The following is a 20,925-nucleotide window of genomic DNA, read 5'->3' as shown; positions in this document are numbered from 1 at the left end:
TCCGGGTGGGCGCGAACTCAAAAGCCCTGTGCGGTTGCACAGGGCTTTTTAATTGAGGCGGGCGCGAGGGCCCGCCGGGTGGGAACCAGAGTGTGGGGCGCCGGAAAGGGCCGGCTCAGCCGCTAAAAAAAGGTATAGTTCAACCCCAGCGAGACCGCCTGCTTGACCTGAGCGCGTGGCGAGACCCGCGGTTCGTTGATCGTCAGCACGTTGAACATCGCCGTGACATACTTGCTGACCTTGGCGGCCAGCGCGGTATTGGTCCGCAGCATTGGGTGACTGAAATCCGTGAACCCCGTAAAGCTCTCGATCAGAGAGGTGAGCAGGAGGTTCTGCGAAAGCTTCCAGTCCACATTGACCGCCGACTCGGCGCCGCCCTGGACCACCGATTTCTCGAGCTTGTCTTTCGTCTTCTTGTCATCGGTATAGATCGCGGCGTAATTGCTGGCCAGGGTCTCGCGCAAGCCGGCGCCGAGACGGATCTTGACCTGCGGCAGGGTCTGCCAGCCGATGCCGACCGTCTGCGTCAGGTAGGCCGGATCAAAGCTGCGTGAAACCTGGGTGCGCACATCCTTGGCGTCGTAGCTATAGCCCGGGGCGAACTGGGTCTTGAAGGTCGCCGCTACATAGGGATTGACGAACAAGTTGTATTTACGGGTGTAGATACTCTGCACCTCGAAGCGGTCATCGGTCTTGCGGGTGCTCTTGGAACCGAGCTTGGTATTGCCGAACCCAAGAATATAGGAGGTGCTCCAGTTGTTCTTCCCCGCCTCCAAGGCCGACTTGCCGTCGAGCAGCAGATTCCAGGCGATAGCATCCTCACCGCCCTGCTTCCAGTCGGTGAAAGAGACCTGGTTGCCGAGCAAGGAGCCGACCAGCTTGTGCGTCCAGGGGGGCGCCGGCTTGGCGGTATCCGCCGCCGCGGCACCCGCCGGGGCGGTCTCCTGCGCCCAGGCGGACAGGGAAAAGAAGAGCATCATACAGATCAACTTTTTCATAATGGCCTCCATGGTTTCCAAAACAGGCGGTACAGGGTGCGTCAAGCACTTTTAGTGGCGCGGAGATCAGAGTATGCAGTGGACCCGGACCCTTCCTCTCTCCGTGGCACTGCGCCTCAGTGTGAGGCCCAATCAGAATCCCGCCTCCTCGATGGAGCGCACCTCGAATGAGGCGAATTTCTCAAGTTGGGCGCGGATCTCCGCAGCCTTGCCAACCACAACCAGGACGACCGGATCGGCGGGCATCAGCGTTTGCGCCATCTCCCTGGACTGGTCGGGCTGCACTGTCGCGATCGACTGCAGGAAGCGGGTGTAATAGTCGCTGCCAAGTCCGTAGAAGTGCAGGTCGGTGTAGGCCTGCGCCTTGGCCATCTGGCTTTCGAGGCTGGGCGGAAACTGACCAAGGATGTAGTTGCGGCCGCTGGTGATCTCTTCGTCGCTGAATCCCTCCTGCCGCGCCTTGTTGATGAGGTCGAAGGTCACCTGCAACATCTCGCCGATTTTTTCGTTGCGCGTATACGAACTGATGGAATAGAGGCCGAGATGATTCCAGGACTGGAGGGTGGCGCGGGCGCCGTAGGTGAGGCCGCGTTTGACCCGCAGCTCGGTGACCAGCCAGGAGGTGAAGCGCCCGCCGAAGAGGGTGTTCATCACCGTCGCGGCGGGAATCCGGGGATCGCCCATCGGCAGGCCGGGGGCGCCCAGCATGAAATAGGCCTGGGTGGCATCGGGTTTGTCGATGAGCAGGTACCGGCTCTGACCGCGCGGAGGAAGCGCAGGCAGGCTGGCCGCTGCAGTGGCGCCCGAGGCGGCCTTCCAGCCGCCGAAATGCTTTCTCACGAGGGCTTTGAGGTCCTCGAGCCGGATGTCACCCACCACCGCCATCACCGCCATATTGGGGTGATAATGGGCGCGGTAAAAGGCGGCGGGCGCTTCCGGGGTCATGGCAGCCAGAGCGCTCTCGTTGCCGATGCTCAGCCGTCCGAGGGGATGCGCCCCGAACCAGGCTTTCTGGAAGTAATACCGGACCGCCTCCTGGGGATTATCCTTGATGGCTACCAGGTCATCGATGCGCCGGCCCTGCTCCAACTTGAACTCGCTGGCGGCGAAGGCCGGCTGCAGGAGGCACTCGCCCGCCAGCGCCATCAGCGTGGGCAGATTTCCACTCAGGGCGCTGCCGCTCATCTCGGCGTACTCGGCGCGGGCGCGGGTATCCAGTTCGGCGCCGATGAAGTCGATCGCCTCGGCAAGCTCGGCTGCGGATTTGCTCCTGGTTCCCTTCAGCAGCAGCTCGGCGGTCAGATCCGCCAACCCCTCCTGCTCCGCACTCACAGCGCAGTTGCCTGCGCCCGAAATGATCAGGCGGAAGCTGACCAGCGGCAGATCGTGCTGGGCCAGGTGATAGACGGTGAGGCCGTTGGCGAGGGTGAATTTTTGCGGCTTGGGCAGTTCGAAGGCCCCCGCCTGCAGCGCCAGGGCGGCGACCATCAGTCCGGTCAGAATCAACGTCGGTTTCATTCAGCACCTCCCTGTTCCGGAACCAGTACCCCGGTGGTCTTCTTCAAGGGTCCAAGCCACCTTTTCGCCGCGTTCTGGACCTGAGCGACGGTCACCGTATCGAAGCGCTCGGGCCAGGAGAAAAGCTGTTCCCAACCGCCGAAGAGCAGCTCGGCCGTACCGAGGATATTAGCCTTGCCGCTGATACTCTGCTGTGGACGGTAAAAATCGGTGCGGATGGTGTTGCGCGCCTTGGTCAGTTCCGCCTCGCTGATCCCCGCGGCGGCAATCTTCGCGATCTCGGCATCAATGGCCGCCTCGATCGTGTCGAGATCGGCCTCCTGGCGCGGATCGACATAGATACTGAAAAGCAGAGGATCGACGCTCTCCTGCATACCGCCGTGAACATCGATTGCGAGCTGACGGTCGCTCACCAGGCTGCGGTAGAGGCGGCTGCTCTCGCCGTGCAGCAGGGTGATTTCCAGAATGCGCATCGCCGGAAACGCCTCATCGAGGCAGGCCGGTGCATGCCAGGACATCTGGAAGTTGGGCGACTGGGCCTGCTTGTGCAGCGTCACCCGGCGCGCACCGATTTGTTCCGGCTCGGTCGTGGTCACCGCCGCCGGAGCGGGACTGGCCGGGATCTTATCGTAGTACTTTTTGATCATCGGCAGGATCTCGGCCGTCCTGAAATCGCCGACCACCACCAGCACCGCATTGTTGGGGGCGTAATAGGTGCGATAATAAGCAATGATCTCGTCACGGCGCCAGTTCTGGATATCGCTCATCCAGCCGATCACCGACCAGTGGTAGGGATGGGCCATAATGGCGGTGGCGCGGACGGTCTCATCGAGCAGGCTGGCATTGTCATTTTCGACGCCCATGCGGCGCTCGGAGGCGACCACGCCGCGTTCTGATTCGAGCACCTCGGGATCGAAGGTGAGGCCTTGCATGCGGTCGGCCTCGATGGCCATCATCTTCTCGAGGGCCGCGGCGGGAAACCAGTCGGTATAGGCGGTCAGGTCATCGCTGGTGTAGGCATTGTTGGAGCCGCCGTTGAACTCCATGATCTTGTCGAGCTGACCCGGACCGGTCTGGGCTGTGCCGTTGAACATCATGTGCTCGATGAAATGGGAGACGCCGGTCAGCCCCGGCCGCTCGTTGCGCGAGCCGACGCGGAAAAAGGTGAAATAGGCGATATTGGGAATGGCGTGATCCTCAAAGAGGAGGATCTTGAGGCCATTGTCGAGTTTGGCGCTGGTGATGTTCTCCCGGCTGAAGGTCGCCGCCAGACTGACAGTCGAGCCGAGCAGGAAGAAGAGGCCAAAGAGGGGGAGCAGTTTGAGGTGCATGGTGGTTCTCCTCTGATTTGTGATATCAAAGTATTCATTTCCAAAAACTTTAGCAAGGAAATTTCTTGGTGGGGGTCGGCGCAAGATGGCGCTGCAGCCGCGATGGCTGGCTGCCCGGATGGGCGCGAGGCGTCGCCTGCTTGGCCCTTGCATCTTTTCGCCAGGATGTCTATATTGTCGGTACCATATAGGGATCGTTGACCAGGAGGCCCTCGCATGCACAGCTCACTCTTGCGCCGCTCGCTCGCCGGCGGTGCCCTCGGACTTCTCGCCGCCCTGCTGGTGCTGCTGCTCACGTATGCCGTCGAGCCCCGGCTCTTCGACGCCTTCGAGGCCAAGTCCCTCGACTGGCGTTACCTCGGCCGCCTCAAGACCCTCTGGGAGCGGCGCCAGGGCGCGACCATCGAGGATATCATCGTCGTCGACATCGACGACCGCAGCCTCGAAAAACTGGGCCGCTTCGATCAGTGGCCGCGCGACTACCATGCCCGCCTCATCGATTATATCGCCGGTGGCGGCGCCCGCGCCATCGGCTTTGACGTCCTCTTCATGGAACCCGACCGTGACGCGGCGATGGACTCCGCCCTGGTCGCCGCCACCGCTCGCGCCGGCATGGTCTATCACGCCATGGCCTTCTCCAGCGCCAATCCCGACGCCTTTCTCTACCCTATGAAAGAACCGCCCGCGGGACTCGAGGCCGGGCGCCTCGCGCTGCAGCTCCATGCCGGCACCCTGCCCGGCATCCGCAGCGCCGACCGCATGGACGGCCGCCTGGTTCCCCTCTACAACGCCGCCGCCGGCATCGGCTTTGCCAACTTTTCGCCCGATAACGACAGCGTCATCCGCACCATGCCGATGTTCATCGGTTTCGCCGGCCGCCACTATTGCGCCCTCACCTTGGCCATGACCATGGGCATGATGGGAGCGCGACCCGAAGATCTCACGGTGATCCCCGGCAAGGCCATCACCATCGCCCCGGCCGGCAAAGCGGCCATGCGCATCCCCATCGATAAGGCGGGCCGCATGCTCATCAGCTACCAGGGCACCTTCCAGACCTTCCGCTATATCTCTTATTACGACGTGCTGATGCAGCGGGTGCCGCAGGAGACCTTCCAGGACAAGATCATCCTGGTCGGAACCTCGGCGGCGGGGCTCTCGGATATCCGACCGGTCCCTTTCCAGGATTCCTTTCCCGGCGTCGAGGTACACGCCAACGTCCTCTACAACATTCTCCAGCATCAGTATATCGAAAAACAGAGTCTGCTGTATACGGTTCTCACCCTGATCGGGCTGGCCCTGCTGGTCGCTTTCCTCACCGTGCTGCTCAAACCGGTCCTGGGCGGTCTCGCCGGCGCCCTGATCATCACCGGCTACGCCCTGCTCGGCCGCCACTGGTTCGCCGAGCAGGCCTTCTGGCTCGAATTGGTGCGCCCGGTGATGGCCATCGTCATCGCCTATCTCTTCGTCATCCTCTATCGCTTTATTGACGAGGAGCGCAACAAGCGCTTCATCAAGAATATGTTCCAGCACTATATCACCGCCTCGGTGGTCGACGAGCTGCTCAAGCGGCCGGACATGCTCAAGCTCGGGGGCGAGAAACGGATGGCCACCGCCTTTTTCTCGGACATCAAGAATTTCACCACCGTCTCGGAGAACCTCTCGCCCGAAACCCTGGTCGCACAGCTCAACGATTATCTAACCGCGATGACCGAGGTGGTCTTCAAGTATCAGGGCTACCTCGACAAATATGAGGGGGATGCGATTATGGCGGTTTACGGTGTGCCGGTCGAGATGAAAGACCACGCCCGCCGGGCCTGCCTCGCCGCGCTCGAGATGCAGAAGAAACTGGTCGGGCTGCGGCAACGCTGGCGTTCGGAGAACAAACCCGAGTTTCATGTGCGCATGGGCATCAACTCCGGGCCGATGATCGCCGGCAACATCGGCGGCAAGGAGCGCTTCGACTATACCGTGATCGGCGATTCGGTCAACCTCGCCTCCCGCCTCGAAGGGGCCAACAAGGCCTACGGGACCAGCATCATGATCAGCGAGTTCACCAAGGAACTTCTGAACGGGGAATTCCCGCTGCGCGAACTCGACCTGCTGCGCGTCAAGGGCAAGAACCAGCCGGTGCGGGTCTACGAGCTGCTCGGCGGCGCCGCGGCCGAGGTTGACGCCCGTGTCCGGAAGGCGGTGCCGCTCTATGAAGAGGGGCTGGCGCTCTACCGCGCGCAGCAGTGGGACGCGGCGATCGCCGCCTTCGAGCGCGCCCTGGCCGCCCATCCCGAGGACGGGCCGAGTCAGACCTACATCGAACGTTGTGCCTGGTTCAAGGAGAATCCGGTGGGCGCTGAGTGGGACGGGGTTTTCGAGATGAAGACCAAGTAGGGACGCCGCGCCGGCGATGACCGCCCCGACAGAGGCGGAAAACCGATACGTTCCGGAGAAGCATGCAATGTTAGCCTATATCTACGGCCGCAACCCGGTGCTCGAGTGGCTGCGCGCCGGCTACCCCGCCGAGAAGCTGCTCTTCTCGCGCGAATTGAGCGGTGCCGCCCTGCAGGAGATCGAAAAGCTCGCCGCCAGCCGCCGGATTCCATTTGAAACGGTGGCGCGTCCCGAGCTGAGCCGGGCCGCCGGCAGCGACCATCATCAGGGGGTGGCCGCGCGCATCCTTCTTCCCGATTACGTCGAGGTCGACGAGATCCTGGCGCGCGCTGAGCAGCGTAACGAGCCGCCCCTGATTGCCGTCCTCGACTGCATCCAGGACCCGCATAACTTCGGGGCGATCCTGCGCAGCGCTGATGGCGCCGGCGTGCACGGGGTGATTATCCCCAAAGACAACGCCGCCCCGATGACCGCCGCGGTGTTCAAGGCTTCAGCCGGCGCGGCTGCCCACGTCGCCGTCGCCCGCGTCACCAACCTCAGCCGCGTCATGGACGATTTGAAAGAGCGCGGCCTCTGGTTCGCCGGCACCGACGAGGAAGGGGATATACTCTATACCGAGTTGGATCTCAAAGGGCCGGCCGGCCTGGTGCTCGGCAGCGAAGGCAAAGGGCTGCGCCGTTTGGTCCGCGAAGAGTGCGATTTCATTGCCCGCATCCCGCTCAGCGGCAAAGTGAACTCCCTCAATGTCTCGGTGGCGGCCGCGCTGCTCTTTTTCGAGGCCCGCCGCCAGCGTGGATTCTGACATTTTTTCCATACAGGCTTCTCACGGAGGCACAAAGACATCAAGAGAAAAAGTGATTATCCAAGATCGTATTCCTTGTGCCTCTTTGGCTCCGTGAGAAAAGGTTTGCTTGTACAGCCTTAGAAGCACTCTGCTCTCTTAACCTATTGGAGATACAACAATGAAGCTTTTTGTGCCGGGGCGCATCTGTTTGTTCGGCGAACACAGTGACTGGGCGGGCGGGTATCGCCGGATCAACGCCGCCATTACCAAGGGCTATGCCATCATCGCCGGCACAAATCAGGGCCTTCATGCCAACGTCAAACCCCATCCGAGCAAATTCATCTTTCGCGCCACCCTCGGCGACGGCACCCGGCAGGGCCCTTATGAGGTCGCCATGGAACGCGACGCCCTTCTGGCCGAGGCCGAGAAGGGCGGCTTTTTCAGCTACGCCGCTGGAGTCGCCTATCAGATCATGACCAAGCATCGGGTGCGCGGGCTCGAAATCGACAATTTTCTCACCGATCTGCCGGTCAAGAAAGGGCTCTCCTCCAGCGCCGCTGTCTGCGTTCTGGTGGCCCGCGCCTTCAACCGCGTCTATGACCTCAAGTTGACCATCCGGGGCGAGATGGAACTGGCCTACTTCGGCGAAATCACCACCCCCTCCCGCTGCGGACGCCTGGACCAGGGCTGCGCCTATGGCAACCGCCCTATCCTGATGACCTTTGACGGCGACCGCATGGATGTCGAGGAGATCTCGGTGCCGAACGATCTTCACTTCATCATCGTTGATCTCCATGCCAGCAAGGACACGCGCGAGATCCTCAACCAGCTCAACCACTGTTACCCCTTCGCGGAGAACGAGGAGCAGCGCCAGGTTCAAGCCTATCTCGGGCCGATCAACGAGCGCATCGTCGCCGCGGCTGGAGAGGCCCTCACCTCCGGCGATGCGGCCCGCATCGGCGCCTGCATGACCGAGGCCCAGGCCGAATTCGACCGCCATCTCCAGCCCGCTTGCCCCTCGCAGCTTACCGCGCCGGTGCTGCACCAGCTCCTGAGCTGGGACAAGCTGCAGCCCTACATCTATGGCGGCAAAGGCGTCGGCTCGCAGGGCGACGGCTCGGCCCAATTCATCTGCCGTGACGAAAAGAGCCAGGCGCGCGCCATCGAATTGATCGAGAAGGAGATGGGGATGTCCTGCCTCAAGCTCGTGCTCAAGGCGGGCCGGCGCGTGCGCAAGGCAGTCATCCCCGCCGCCGGTTTCGGGACCCGGCTCTTCCCGGCCACCAAGGCGGTCAAGAAGGAGCTTTTCCCGATTATTGACCGCCAGGGGCGCGCCAAGCCGGTGATTCTGGCAATCGTCGAGGAGGCCCTCGCCGCCGGTGTCGAGCAGGTCGGCATTATCGTTCAGAGCCAGGACCGCGAGCTCTTCGAGGAGATCTTTTGCACGCCGCCGCCGATCGAGAACTTTAACAAGCTCTCTCACGAGGATCAGGAGTACAGCCGCTACCTGATGGAGATCGGCAACCGCATCACCTTTCTCACCCAGGATGTGCAGGAGGGTTTTGGTCATGCCGTCTACTGCGCCCATGACTGGGTGGGCGACGAGCCCTTTTTACTGCTGCTCGGAGATCACCTCTATGCCTCGGAGGTCGAAAAATCGTGCTCCCGCCAGCTGCTCGATCTCTACGAACGAGTCGGCGTCAGCGTCGTCGGTGCCAAGATCAATCCCGGCGCCGAGGTGGGTCATTTCGGCTGCATGACCGGGGTATGGAAGGAAGCACACGTCTCGCTCTCCATCACCGAGTTTTACGAAAAGCCTACGCCCGAGTATGCCCGCCAGCATCTCCATATGGAAGGCATGGGCGAGGATGAATTCCTGACGGTCTTTGGCCAGTACGTTCTCGACCCCAAAATCTTTGCCTATCTCGAGGAAAACATCCGGCTGAACCTGCGCGAGCGGGGTGAGTTCCAGCTCACCTCGTGCCTGGACCGGCTGCGCCAGGAGGAGGGTTTTGTCGGCTGTTTGGTCAGAGGACGGCGGTATGACATCGGCAATCCGGCCGCCTACCGTCAGTCGGTGATCGATTTCGCGTCGGCGTGAGCGGCAGCCCGCCGGGCAGTCTCCCACGCCCGCACCCTTTCGCGCGCACCCACGCCTACCCGGCCGCCTTCCGCGGCCGTCCCCTCTCAGCCCGATCGGATCCGGCCGGGCCAAAAAATGCTTGCATCCTTTCAATACTTGTGTTATATTTAAGACATAATACTCTTTTATCTTATAATAAGGCGGACCAACTATGATCCTCTCCAGGAGCTGCGACCATGCCATCCGCGCCTCGTTGTATATAGCGCTGCAAGCCGATCGTGCCTTTGTGCCCATCCGCGAGATTGCATCCGCGCTGGAGATCTCCTTCCATTTTCTCACCAAGATTCTCCAGTTGCTGACGCAAGCGCGCATCATGGCTTCGTTCAAGGGGCCCAACGGCGGCGTAACCCTGGCGCGGCCGGCCGCTGCGATCTCTTTGAAAGAGATCGTTCTGGCGATCGACGGCAACCGAATCTTCAACGGCTGCATGATCGGTCTGGATCACTGCGACGACGATCATCCCTGCCCCATACACGATCAATGGAGCGGGCTGCGCTCTAATCTGGAGCAGCTTTTCAGCGCCACAACCCTCGCCGACCTGGCCGAGCGGGTCTGTCAGGACGGATTCCGCCTGACTGATTTGCACTCGACTGAAGCCGTGAAATCATAATATGAAAAGCAGGCCGTTGTCACCTCAGCGCATCCGCCGCATCGTTCAGTGGGGCTTTCTCTTGCTCATCCTCTGGATTGGCGTGCAGTTCGTCCGCTTCGTCCACCAGGCCGGCGGCACCGGGCCAATCACCGTCACCCGTCCTCCCGGCGTTGAGGCCTTTCTCCCGATCAGCGCCCTGATCAGCCTCAAGTATTGGTTGCTGACCGGCCACTTTACGACCATCCACCCCGCCAGTCTGGTGCTGCTGCTGATCATTGCCGCCACGGCGGTGGTCCTAAAGAAGGGCTTTTGCGGCTGGGTCTGCCCCTTCGGCCTGCTTTCGGAGTATCTGGGCAGGATCCATCTCTGGATCTTCGGCCGTCCCCGCCGGCTGCCGCGATGGCTCGACTATCCTTTGCGCGGGGTGAAGTACCTCCTCCTCGGCTTTTTCGCCTATGCTATCTTTTGGGGTATGGACACGAACGCCCTGGCGGCTTTTCTCGACACCCCCTACAACCGCGCCGCGGATATCAAGATGTATCTTTTTTTCGCGCACGCCTCGGCCGTCACCCTCAAGGTGCTCGCCGCGCTGGTGCTGCTCTCCATCCTGGTGCGTCACTTCTGGTGCCGCTACCTCTGCCCTTATGGCGCCCTGCTGGGACTGCTGAGCGGGTTGAGCCCGCTCAAGATCCATCGCAAGGCCGAAAGCTGCATCGATTGCGGCAAATGCACCCGGGTTTGCCCGGCCGACATCAAGGTCGACAAGGCCCGCACGGTCTGGTCCGACGAATGCAACGGCTGCCTGCAATGTGTCGACGCCTGCCCTGTCAGGGAGACCCTGCAACTGTCGGTTACGGAACGGGGGGGGATTTTGCCGCGTCGCTGGTATCCCCTCGTTCTGCTCCTGCTCTTCGCGGCCGGCATTGGCGCCGCCCGTCTTGCCGGCCGCTGGCACAGCTCGATCTCGACCGAGGAGTATCGTCAGCATATCCGCAACATCAACCGTCCAGTATACAACCATTTCCGCGGCCAGACGCCGCCGTCAGTACCCGGGCCCGCGCCGGCAGCGCCCGGACAGCCGGAATCCCTCATCCATCATCCGAACGAACCACTAAAAGGAGTACCTCATGAATGAATTGATCGCCAACGACCGGCAGCGCAAGCAACTGCTCAAACATATGATCCTGCAACTGCACAAGGGGGCGGCGCCCGAGGCCGTGCGCCAGCAGCTCGCCGACCTGATGGGCCAGGTGCCCTATGAAGATGTGGTCGCGGTCGAGCAGGAGCTGATCGCCGAGGGGCTGCCGACCGAGGAGGTCCTCAAGCTCTGTGATATCCACGGAGCGGTGCTCAAGGGCCAGATCGACGACAGCGGCGCCCGGACCGCGCCGGAGGGCCATCCGGTGCACACCTTCATCCAGGAGAATCGCGCCCTCCAGCTGGAAATGGCGGCCCTGGAGGCGCTCTTCGCCCGCGCAGCGGAGGGCTACTCCACCGACCTCATCTACGAGATAGCCGATCATTTCAACGCCCTGGCCGAGGTGGACAAACATTACCGCCGCAAGGAGTATCTCCTCTTTCCCATCCTCGAACAGAAGGGGATCACCGGTCCGCCGACGGTGATGTGGGGCAAGCATGACGAGGCGCGCGCTAAGCTCAAGGCCGCCCGCGAGGCCCTGCAGGCCCTCACGCGGACGGACCAGGAGGCCCTGGCCGACTCCATCGATCTACTGCTCCGGCCGGCGGCGGATGCGGTCGCGGAGATGATCTACAAGGAGGAGCAGATCCTCTTTCCGATGTGCCTCGACAGCTTCACCGAGGGCGAGTGGGCACGGATCCAGGCAGGCTCGGCCGAGATCGGCTACTCTCTCTTCGCCCCGTCAGCCGTCTGGACGCCGGCCCCGGAGTCCCTTGCGGCCGAAGGAACGGCGGAGAGGGCCGCGACGGCCTTGGGCACCGCCCTCACCGGACGGATCCAGCTGCCCACTGGAAGTTTTTCGCTGGAGGAACTCACCGCGGTGATGAGCACCCTGCCCTTCGATATCACCTTTGTCGACGCCGAGGATACGGTGCGCTTTTACTCCGAGGGACGCGAACGGGTCTTCGAGCGCAATCTCGCCGTGATCGGCCGCAAGGTGCAGCTCTGCCATCCCCCGAAATCGATGCATATCGTGCAGCAAATCCTCGACGATTTCCGCAGCGGCCGGCGGAGCCGTGCTCCTTTCTGGCTCACCGTGGGCGGCAAATTCGTTCATATCGAATATTTCGCTCTGCGCAATGCCGCGGGCGACTATCTCGGCACCCTGGAGGTGACGCAGGACCTCACCGGAAAACGGCAGCTGACCGGCGACCAGCGCCTGCTCAGCTATGCGAAGGAGTAAACCATGAGTCTGGCCATCACCCAGGATACCAAACGGCATGACCTGCTCGAGGCCGTAGGCAAGAAAGGCTTTGCGGTCTGGATCCTGTAGGAGGAGACGGATCTCTTCCGCAACTATTTCTGCAAGGTCTGACGGAACAGGAAAGGAGCGACTGTGAGCCGCGGTGAGAAGAAAGAGCCGGCGGGTGGGAGCCGAAGTGCGGGGCCGGTATCGACGCGTGCGTCCCGGGGTGGGAGCGGGAGCGGGCGGGGGAGGCCGAGGGATAGGGTCAGCGGCCGCGATGCCGCCGCATTCTACCGGGAGATGGCGGTGCAGTATGACACGATGACGCGTTTTGGCGCGCGCTTGCCGGGGGAACGCGAGATGCTGTCGCACTGGCGGGAACGTTTCGGTTTCTCGCGCGCCCTCGATGCCGCTTGTGGCACGGGACTGCACGCCATCGCCCTGGCGCAGCTGGGGGTGGCGGTGACGGGCGCTGATCTCTCGCCGGAGATGCTGGCGCAAGCGCGCCGGCATGCCGCGGCGGAGAAGGTGACTGTGCGCTGGGTCGAGGCCGCCATGGAGCGCCTCGATCAGGCGGTCGCCCCCCCCTATGATCTTGTGCTATGCCTCGGCAATTCGCTGCCGCATCTGCTCGATGCCGGCGCGCTCAGCGCAGCCTTGAGCGGATTTCACCGTCTGCTGGCGCCCGGCGGCCATCTGCTTCTCCAGCTGATTAATTACACGCTTGTTCTGGCCTGGCAGCGGCGGGTGATCGGCCTCAGCCGCGAGGGAGAACGCGAATTCATCCGCTTCTACGATTTCGGCGAGCCCCTGCTGCGCTTTAATATCCTCGAGATCGACTGGGCACAGCGGCCGCCCGGACACCGGTTGCAGAGTGTTCCGCTCTATCCATGGCAGCGGCCGGAGGTGGAAGCGGCGCTGGGTGAGGCCGGATTCGGCGACCTCGAGATCTATGGCGATCTGCAGCGGGCAAGCTTTGCGGACGGGACCTCGCCGAACCTGGTGGTGGCGGCCCGGCGCTGAGTCGAGGCCGGGCCAGCGCCGGCCCTGTCGGCCTGAGCCGGACCAGGCCAAGCGAGCGGAGAGCGGCGCGCACGCCCTGAGGCGCTTTTTCTTTGCTTTCTCCCGCAGCTTTATTAAATTAGCCCGCCTGAATACTGCCACATTCCATTGTACAAGGAGAGCCCCCATGAGCATCACGCGACAAATGGCCCGCTTCGCCCTCGGTCTGCACTATGACGCCATCCCCGAACCCGCCCGCAAGGAGGCGCGCCGCTTTCTGCTCGACAGCTTCGGCTGCGCCCTGGCCGCCCTCGGCAATGAGGACATGCGCGCCGCGCATCGCTTCATCGAAAAGCTGGGCGGAACGCCGGACGCCACGCTTATCGGCAGCGGCCTGCGCACCAACGCCCCCAACGCCGCACTGATGAACAGCCTCCTGATCCGCGCCATCGACTATAACGACATTTACTGGAAGCAGGACCCGAGCCATCCCTCCGATATCATCCCGGCCGCTCTGGCCGCCGGCGAAAAGGCCGGCCGCGATGCCCGCGATCTCATCGCCGGCATCCTCATCGCCTACGAACTGGAGATGCGCTGGTGCCTTGCCGCAACGCCCGGCGTGCGCGAGGTCGGCTGGCATCACGCCACCCTCACCCAGTTCGTCTCCCCCTTCGTCGCCGCCCGCCTGCTTGGTCTGTCAGAAGAACAGACCGTGGCCGCCGCAGGCATCAGCGGTTCAAGCCATTTCACTCTCGGCGGCGTGGTCGCCGGCCACCTCACCAATATGAAAAACACCGCCGATCCGATGGCCACCGCCGCGGGCGTCGCCGCGGCCTTGCTGGCCGCCGAAAACTACACCGGACCGGTCGAGGTGATCGAGGGCAAAGAGGGCCTCTTTCACGTCCTCCACAACGTAAAGTGGTCGACTGAGGCGCTGCTCGATGGTCTGGGCGAGAAATGGCTCATCACCGAATGCGGCTACAAGCCTTTCCCCACCGAGGCCCTCACCCATCAAGCGATCTCCGCAGCGCTCGAATTGCGCGAACAACAGCAGCTGACCGAGGCCACGATCGCTCGCGTCCTGGTGCGGACCACCACCCGCGGAGCGGACATCCTCTCCGATCCGAGCAAATACAAGCCGACGACCAAGGAGACCGCCGACCACAGTCTTCCCTATTGCATCGCCGCGGCCCTGGTGGACGGCCATGTCCTCCCCTCCTCCTTCAGCGAGGAAAAGCTTGCCGATCCGCGCATCTGGAGCATGCTGGGCAAGATCAAGGTAGTGGCGGATGCGGAGATCGACCGGCTTTTTCCGGGGACCAAACGGGCGATTGTCGAGATCACCGATACCGCCGGGCGGACGCATACAGCCCAGGTGGACCATGCCAAGGGCAGCCCTGAGAATCCGATGAGCGATGCGGAGGTGGTCGCCAAATTTACGGCCAATGCGGAGGCGGTGATGGGGGCGGAGCAGCGGGAGCGGCTGATCGAGGCGACCTGGGCGCTGGGCACCCGGCCGCTCGCAATCCGCGATTACATGCAGCTGGTGGTGGTTTAAGGGATATCCGGTTCCCCGGTGCTGAGCCGGCGCGCTTGCACCGGCTCAGGCGAAATCCGGACGCGGCGCTGCGATGGCGCGCAGGTAGAGCCAGACGGCGGCGATCAGCAGCCCGAGGTCTTCGAGCAGACGCGTCACCCCGACACGGCTGCCCGCGCCGGAGGTGGAAAAGCAGCCGCAGGAGATATCGAGTCCCCGGGCCAGCGCCGCCGTGATGGCGAGGATGAAGAGCAGGTTCATCCCGGCGACGAGCAGGGTTGCGCCGGCCACGCCGCGGTTGAGCAGCAGCGCCAGGCCGCAGCCCAGTTCGAGCCAGGGGAGGATGGCGGCGAGCAGGGCCGCCAGGAAGCCGGGGAGCATCTGGTAGTGGCCGATAGCCACGGCGAAAGCAGCCGGATGGGCGATCTTGTCGAGGCTGGCATAGATAAAGAGCGCCGCCAGTCCCAGGCGCAGCAGGGTGGCGAGGCGGGCGCCGGCTGGGTTACTCATGGGCTTCCTCCTGCACCAGGGCATGGTGCTGCCGCCACTCCTCGATCCCGCCGCGGTACACCGCCACTTTTTTAAAGCCCCGTCCGACCAGCTCCAGCCCCAAATGTTCAGAGAGCTCGCAACCGCCGCCGTCGCAATAGCAGATCAGCCAGCGGTCGCGCGGCAGCAGTTCGATCCGCGCCCGCTCTTCGCTCCCGTCCTCGAAGGGGAGGCTGACCGCCCCGGGCAGATGGCCGGCCCGGTATTCGTCACGGCTGCGCGCGTCAAGCAGCAGCGCGGCCTCGCGCCCGAGCAGCAGCTGCAGCTGTACCAGGGTGATGGGACGGGGCAGTTCCGCCCCATCGCTCTCTTCCATGGCGGCCATGCCGGCTATAGCCGAGCCACCCGGCTGGAGCGCGACGCCGCGGGGATTGAGGTGATTGGCCACCAGGCCGGTCAGTCCGGCGGCGAGCAGCAGCAGCAGCGCCTGGCGCAGCGCCCAGGCGGGAAACCAACGCAACATCGGGGATATCCTTTCCAAGGAGATCTGCGGATTCGTGTACGTCTAATATAGAAAATTGACCCTCCATAGGCAAAATAATTTTGATATTTGCCTGAAATTGTCTAAATTTTCTCCCTTTTCGGAGAATTTGCAGATGACCGCCCTGTTCCAGTCCAGCGCCTTCATTCTCTTTTTCATCGTCGCCCTGGGTATCGTCCTCGGCCGCTTTCAGATCAAGGGCATCTCGCTCGACGTCTCGGCGGTGATTTTCGTGGCGCTGATCTTCGGCCACTATGGCTATCGCGTCCCAGCCGATTTTCAGAATGTCGGTCTGCTTCTTTTCATCTTCACCATTGGCATTTCCGCCGGTCCGGGTTTTTTCGAATCCTTTCAGCGGCGCGGCCTGCAGCTGGTACTGACGACGGTCCTGATCGTCGTCACCGGGGCCGGTGTCACGGTAGCCCTGGCCTATGCCTTTGACGTCGATTTCAAGATGGCCAGCGGTCTCTTCACCGGCGCGCTCACCAGCACGCCCGGGCTGGCGGCGGCGATCGAGGCGGCCGGATCGCCGCTCGCCTCGATCGGCTATGGCGTCGCCTATCCCTTCGGTGTGATCGGCGTCATTCTCTTTGTTCGTTTGATGCCTCGTCTGCTGCGCGCCGATCTCACCCTCGCCGCCCGCGACTATGCCGCCGAGGCCTTCATCGCCCATCCGGAGATCCTCAACCGCAATTTTATCGTCGAGAACGTCAATATGGACGGCCAACCCCTCGGGGCTTTGACGATCCGCTCGATGACGGAAGCCACGATCTCGCGGGTGATGCACAATGGCGTGGCGGTCACGCCTTCACCGGAAACCCGGCTCTATCTCGGCGATCTGGTCAAGGCGGTGGGCACCACCGAGGCCCTCGAGAAGACCCGGCTGCTGATCGGCCCGGAGACCGACCGCGAGATCCCCCTGTCCAAGGGGTATGAGGTCCAGTGGGTGCTGGTCACCAACCGCACGGTCGTCGGTCAAAGTCTGGCCACCCTGCACCTGCATACCAATTACAACGCCAACATCACGCGCATCCGTCGCGGCGATATCGACATCGCCCCCCGGCGCGGCAGTGTGCTGCGTTTTGGCGACAAGCTGCTGGTGGCGTGTGATTCGGATAACATGCATCAGGTGGTCAAGCTGCTCGGCAATGACGACAAGCGCATTTCGGAGGCCGATTTTCTGCCCATCGCTCTCGGCATCGTCGCCGGCATCCTGCTCGGCAAGATGCCGATACCGCTTCCGGGGGGCATGGAATTCAGCCTGGGATTGACCGGCGGTGTGCTTGCCGTCACCCTGATCCTGAGCCGCATCGGCAAGACCGGGCCGGTCATCTGGAGCCTCTCCGGGACCGCCAACCAGGTGCTGCGCCAGCTCGGCCTGCTCCTCTTTCTCGCCGCGGTCGGCACCGAGGCCGGCGCTCATATCAGCACGGCGATCGGGCAATACGGCGCGCGCATCTTTCTGATCGGCGCGGTCATCACCCTGCTGCCAATGATCGCCGGCATCGCCCTGGGCTATGGCCTGCTGCGGATCAACATTCTCACCCTCCTCGGCACGCTGACCGGGGCGATGACCAGCACGCCGGGCTTAGGCGCCCTCGATCCGATGAGCGACTGTGCCGCCCCGGCCGTCGCCTACGCCACCGTCTATCCGGTCGCGCTGGTCTGCACCATCATTTGCGCCCAGATTATTTCGCTTTTATGAAAGTCCGGAACTATTTCAGGGGATTTTTTGTTACAAGTGAGTGAATATTCTAATCAGCGCACTATGAAGCTTCGCAAAGGAGGACCTGATGATTTCCAAAAAGATGGAAGCCGCTATCAATACGCAAATCAACAAGGAGATGTACTCCGCTTATCTTTATCTTGCCATGGCAGCGGACCTGAAGGAAAAATATCTCGATGGTTTCGCCCGCTTCTTTGAGATTCAGGCCAAAGAAGAGATGGGACACGCCATGAAGTTCTACGCCTATGTCAACGAACAGGGCGGCCGTGTTGTCCTCGAGGCCATCGAAAAGCCCCAGACCAGTTACAAGGATGTCGAGGAGATCTTTGCCTTGACCCTGGAGCATGAAAAGTTCATCACCAGATCGATAAACGAGCTGATGGCGCTGGCCGTCAAGGAAAACGACTATGCCACCGCCGGCCTGCTTGACTGGTTCGTCAAGGAGCAGATCGAAGAGGAGGGCAACATGGACAAGGGGCTGCATCTGGTCAAAATGGCCAAGAATGCGCCGCATGCCCTGATGATGCTCGATGGACAGTTCGGCAAACGCGGAGACTGAACTTCCAGACCTGAATCCCGTCAAGGAATGGATCCAGCGGTCCATTCCTTTTTTTTTAATGTGAGGAGATGATCATGGCCACTTCGCCTACTCTGATCAAGCCCGCCGAGCTGGAACGGCGACTTGCGGCTCTCTGCAGCAGCACCCCTCCGCTCGCCGCCGCACACGGATTGATGACCGCCGTTATCGTCGGTCCCGAGCCGCTGCCGCCGCAACGCTGGATCCCCTTCGCCCTCGCGGCCAACGGCCAGCTGCCGGAGGGCCAGGACCAGCAGGAATTGGAGACCCTCATCCTCTCCCTTTTCGGTCTATATAACGATACCGTCGCCGACATTGCCGACAGCCGGTTCCAGCCCTGGCTGGGAGAGGCCATGGATCCAGAGACCCAGATGCAGAATCTCGGACTCTGGTGCGTAGGTTTTTCCAAGGGCATGCAATTCAATGAAGGGCGCTGGTTCACCGAGAAAGACAAAAAGGTGGCGGAGCTGCTGGTGCCCATTTTTTATTTCATCGATCCGGGCCGCTTCACCCCTCTTTATCTCAAGGAAGGGGCGGACGAGGAGGACCGTTTCGAGCTGGATCTGATCATGCAAAGCCAGCTCACCGAGTCGGTCCTGGCGATCCATGACTATTGGCATAAATCACAGGCGTCCGGGTGCTAACTCCAGTTTTCAGAGTTATCCACACTAGACTTATCCTTTGATTTCATTAGAGATAATGCACTAAATCCCGGCGCAATAATTTGACGCCAAAATCACCCCGTCGCCGGGCTCGCTCCTTTTCGGGGCCCGGCCAAGCCCAATAAATTCAATAATGGCGAAAATAAAATATTTTATATTTTTCCTTGCCTTTTTTGATTCTAGTTCTTAGATTCGCATCAGAAAAAATTCCCCTTGACGGGTATCTGCTCATTGTGATGGGATGGGGACGGGTGGAATACAGAACCGAGGCGCAATCTCCGGGCAGCCGGGTGCGCTGTTTTATCCCCTCCAAGACACCTTTTCAGCATCCGATAGTCTCCAGCAACTCAGAGTAATCCATAAGCGTCCGCGCGGATCTCATCCGCCGCGCTACGCCATTTAGCCCCGCCCCTCTCCGCTCTCTGCGCGGGCGCTATTGTATTGCTTCTGAGAACCAGCGTGTAGCATCAGCGTGACTCTGCCGCAACAAATCGCCGCATCCGTTTGAGAGTGCAGCATACCAGCGTTCTGTTCCGTTGTACGGGTTCAATGAGGAAAGCATGAGCAAGTCCATTTCTGCGCTGCTGTTGTCACTGGCCTGCGCCTGGCCGCTGCTTGCTGACGAACATCCCGCCTATTCGGTCCGGGATCTGGAGGTGACGCCGGAATTTATCATCCGGGATTTCTGCCTTTACACCTACTCGGATGCCTATCTGATGGGCTACTCGCGTCTGCTCTATACCGGCAAGCAGCCGGTCGATTACGTACGGCTGGAATGCCATTTTTACAGGCGCGGTTTGGCGGCAGGAACGGCGGAACTGTATGGAGACTATGGCACCTACGGCCAGAGCGGCATGCGGCCCGGCAGAGAGAATTATTTTTCCAGCATTCTTCACCGGACCGAATTTGACAGTATCGCCTTCAGCATCTCCTATGAGAGCAGCACGGGCATGAAACCCCTGCTCAACAAGGAGGGCCTCCAAGTGCTGCGCACGCGCACGATGCGATACGCCGCCGGCGAAAAAATCGTGGGCCAGGTCCGTAACAGTTCGAGGGCCCTGATCGCCTATCCCTCGGTGCTGATCTGCTTTTACAAAGGGGGGCAGATGGTGCAGTACCAGCGCGCATTCGCCGACGTTCCGGGCCACTGCCTGCAGCCGGGCGAATCCGCCACCTTTTACTGCTATATCGATCCCATGCCCTACGACGAGGTCATCTATCTTTCCAACACTGCGGTTCCGCAGCAGAGCAGCCAGCACCTTCATCCTGCCGGGATGCAGACTGCCGGCAACCCGGTTTTGTTCTATCTTTCTGAAATTTGACGACCCGGCTGCAGCGCCCGTTCCGCCGACGATCGTGCTCCCGACCCCGGGCTCTACTACCTCCTGTACCTCCGGAAAATGCAGCCGGGCCTTGTTCCGTGAACCACGTCGCCCGATACAGGCTGGCCTTGCCAGCAGTCGCGACACAAAAAAAGCCCCGATCCATTCGGGGCTTTTTTTATGCACCTCTCTCCGGCTCATCCCTCCCGGAAAAAACGCTCGATCTTCTCGATGCCGGAGCGTTCCGCCTCCTGCAAGGTCCCGGAAAAAAGCACTTGGCCGTGGTCAAGGAAAATGCAGCGGTCGGCGATGCGCTTGATGCTTGATACCACGTGGGTGACGATGACCATGCTCATCCCCAGCTCGTCGCGCAATTTGAGCAGCAGGTAATCGAGACCGGCGCTGGTGATGGGGTCGAGGCCCGCAGAGGGCTCGTCGCAAAAGAGAAGGCGGGGATCGAGAATGATGGCCCGCGCCAGGGCGGCGCGTTTGCGCATCCCGCCGGAGAGTTCCGCCGGCAGCTTGTTCAGTGCGCCCTCCATTTCGACCAGCCGCAGCTTGGTACGCACCAGCCGTTGAATCAGTTCCGGCGGCAGGGTGGTGTGCTGCTCGAGGGGGATGGCAACATTCTCGGCGATGCTGATCGAGTTGAGCAAAGCCGAGTTCTGGAAGAGCACACCGACCTGCTGCAGCAAGGCATCGAACTCGGGCTCATCCATGGCGGTGATCTCGTCGCCAAAGATCTCGATCGTCCCCCGGACCGGCAGATAGAGTCGGATGAGATGTTTGAGCAGAGTGGTTTTACCGCACCCCGAGGCGCCGAGAATGACCGTCACGTCCCCCTCAAAGGCACGGAGCGAGACATCGCGCAGCACCTCCTCGCCCTCATAGGCAGCATGCAGGCCATCCACTTTGACGATCTCGCGGGCCATCA

18 protein-coding genes and 1 pseudogene are annotated in these 20,925 nt (G+C 61.8%); 13 read left to right on the top strand and 6 right to left on the bottom strand.

The genetic code is table 11. From position 1 onward, the window contains the following. Nucleotides 1-122: 122 nt before the first annotated feature. From PLH32_12985 to PLH32_12975, 3 genes are all read right to left on the bottom strand, one after another. Nucleotides 123-998, bottom strand: a complete 876-nt coding sequence (locus PLH32_12985) for a DUF3078 domain-containing protein (protein ID HQJ65521.1) — start codon at nucleotides 996-998, stop codon at nucleotides 123-125. Nucleotides 999-1,130: 132 nt separating this feature from the next. Next, complete coding sequence (locus tag PLH32_12980; GenBank protein ID HQJ65520.1) at nucleotides 1,131-2,516, bottom strand: pitrilysin family protein; 1,386 nt, start codon at nucleotides 2,514-2,516, stop codon at nucleotides 1,131-1,133. Then, complete coding sequence (locus PLH32_12975) at nucleotides 2,513-3,847, bottom strand: pitrilysin family protein (GenBank protein HQJ65519.1); 1,335 nt, start codon at nucleotides 3,845-3,847, stop codon at nucleotides 2,513-2,515. The genes PLH32_12980 and PLH32_12975 overlap by 4 nt, the downstream gene beginning before the upstream one ends. Nucleotides 3,848-4,063: 216 nt before the next feature. Between PLH32_12975 and PLH32_12970 the strand changes: the two genes are divergently transcribed. From PLH32_12970 to PLH32_12930, 9 genes and pseudogenes are all read left to right on the top strand, one after another. Continuing rightward, complete coding sequence (locus PLH32_12970; GenBank protein ID HQJ65518.1) at nucleotides 4,064-6,232, top strand: CHASE2 domain-containing protein; 2,169 nt, start codon at nucleotides 4,064-4,066, stop codon at nucleotides 6,230-6,232. A gap of 67 nt (nucleotides 6,233-6,299) precedes the next feature. After that, entirely contained in the window at nucleotides 6,300-7,034 is a 735-nt protein-coding gene (gene rlmB, locus PLH32_12965) for a 23S rRNA (guanosine(2251)-2'-O)-methyltransferase RlmB (GenBank protein ID HQJ65517.1), read from the top strand. Between the two features lie 454 nt (nucleotides 7,035-7,488). After that, nucleotides 7,489-7,689, top strand: a pseudogene (locus PLH32_12960) (GHMP kinase). Nucleotides 7,690-8,205: 516 nt separating this feature from the next. Beyond that, complete coding sequence (locus PLH32_12955; protein ID HQJ65516.1) at nucleotides 8,206-9,117, top strand: UTP--glucose-1-phosphate uridylyltransferase; 912 nt, start codon at nucleotides 8,206-8,208, stop codon at nucleotides 9,115-9,117. A gap of 193 nt (nucleotides 9,118-9,310) precedes the next feature. After that, a complete protein-coding gene (locus PLH32_12950; protein HQJ65515.1) occupies nucleotides 9,311-9,769 on the top strand; it encodes an Rrf2 family transcriptional regulator in 459 nt (152 codons plus the stop codon). Nucleotide 9,770: 1 nt separating this feature from the next. Beyond that, nucleotides 9,771-10,886: a 4Fe-4S binding protein gene (locus tag PLH32_12945; protein ID HQJ65514.1), complete on the top strand. Its 1,116-nt coding sequence runs from the start codon at nucleotides 9,771-9,773 to the stop codon at nucleotides 10,884-10,886. Further along, the gene (locus tag PLH32_12940; GenBank protein ID HQJ65513.1) at nucleotides 10,879-12,132 is read left to right on the top strand and encodes a DUF438 domain-containing protein; all 1,254 of its coding nucleotides are present in this window, start codon (nucleotides 10,879-10,881) and stop codon (nucleotides 12,130-12,132) included. Before PLH32_12945 ends, PLH32_12940 begins: the two co-directional genes overlap by 8 nt. A gap of 309 nt (nucleotides 12,133-12,441) precedes the next feature. Next, nucleotides 12,442-13,158: a class I SAM-dependent methyltransferase gene (locus tag PLH32_12935; protein HQJ65512.1), complete on the top strand. Its 717-nt coding sequence runs from the start codon at nucleotides 12,442-12,444 to the stop codon at nucleotides 13,156-13,158. Between the two features lie 166 nt (nucleotides 13,159-13,324). Continuing rightward, nucleotides 13,325-14,695: an MmgE/PrpD family protein gene (locus PLH32_12930; GenBank protein ID HQJ65511.1), complete on the top strand. Its 1,371-nt coding sequence runs from the start codon at nucleotides 13,325-13,327 to the stop codon at nucleotides 14,693-14,695. Between the two features lie 45 nt (nucleotides 14,696-14,740). Here the strand turns inward: PLH32_12930 and PLH32_12925 are convergent, their stop codons facing one another. Together PLH32_12925 and PLH32_12920 are read right to left on the bottom strand one after the other, a co-directional pair. Continuing rightward, the gene (locus tag PLH32_12925) at nucleotides 14,741-15,184 is read right to left on the bottom strand and encodes a MauE/DoxX family redox-associated membrane protein (GenBank protein ID HQJ65510.1); all 444 of its coding nucleotides are present in this window, start codon (nucleotides 15,182-15,184) and stop codon (nucleotides 14,741-14,743) included. Beyond that, nucleotides 15,177-15,686: a rhodanese-like domain-containing protein gene (locus tag PLH32_12920; protein HQJ65509.1), complete on the bottom strand. Its 510-nt coding sequence runs from the start codon at nucleotides 15,684-15,686 to the stop codon at nucleotides 15,177-15,179. Before PLH32_12920 ends, PLH32_12925 begins: the two co-directional genes overlap by 8 nt. 133 nt (nucleotides 15,687-15,819) lie before the next feature. On the opposite strand from PLH32_12920, the gene PLH32_12915 reads away from it, so the two are divergent. From PLH32_12915 to PLH32_12900, 4 genes are all read left to right on the top strand, one after another. Continuing rightward, nucleotides 15,820-17,409: an aspartate:alanine exchanger family transporter gene (locus PLH32_12915; GenBank protein HQJ65508.1), complete on the top strand. Its 1,590-nt coding sequence runs from the start codon at nucleotides 15,820-15,822 to the stop codon at nucleotides 17,407-17,409. 88 nt (nucleotides 17,410-17,497) lie between these two features. Then, the gene (locus PLH32_12910; protein HQJ65507.1) at nucleotides 17,498-17,989 is read left to right on the top strand and encodes a ferritin; all 492 of its coding nucleotides are present in this window, start codon (nucleotides 17,498-17,500) and stop codon (nucleotides 17,987-17,989) included. 74 nt (nucleotides 17,990-18,063) lie between these two features. Continuing rightward, nucleotides 18,064-18,651, top strand: coding sequence for a YecA family protein (locus tag PLH32_12905; protein ID HQJ65506.1), 588 nt, complete (start codon nucleotides 18,064-18,066; stop codon nucleotides 18,649-18,651). A 578-nt stretch (nucleotides 18,652-19,229) separates the two neighbouring features. Then, nucleotides 19,230-19,991, top strand: a complete 762-nt coding sequence (locus PLH32_12900; protein ID HQJ65505.1) for a hypothetical protein — start codon at nucleotides 19,230-19,232, stop codon at nucleotides 19,989-19,991. 197 nt (nucleotides 19,992-20,188) lie between these two features. Here PLH32_12900 and PLH32_12895 read toward each other — a convergent pair whose 3' ends face one another. Then, nucleotides 20,189-20,923, bottom strand: coding sequence for an ATP-binding cassette domain-containing protein (locus PLH32_12895; GenBank protein HQJ65504.1), 735 nt, complete (start codon nucleotides 20,921-20,923; stop codon nucleotides 20,189-20,191). Nucleotides 20,924-20,925 lie beyond the last annotated feature (2 nt).

The sequence above is a fragment of the bacterium genome (assembly GCA_035419245.1).
Taxonomy (GTDB): Bacteria; Zhuqueibacterota; Zhuqueibacteria; order Residuimicrobiales; family Residuimicrobiaceae; genus JAKPUX01.
The sequence above is the reverse complement of the archived record's forward strand: the minus strand, read 5'-3'. Positions and strand labels throughout refer to the sequence as shown.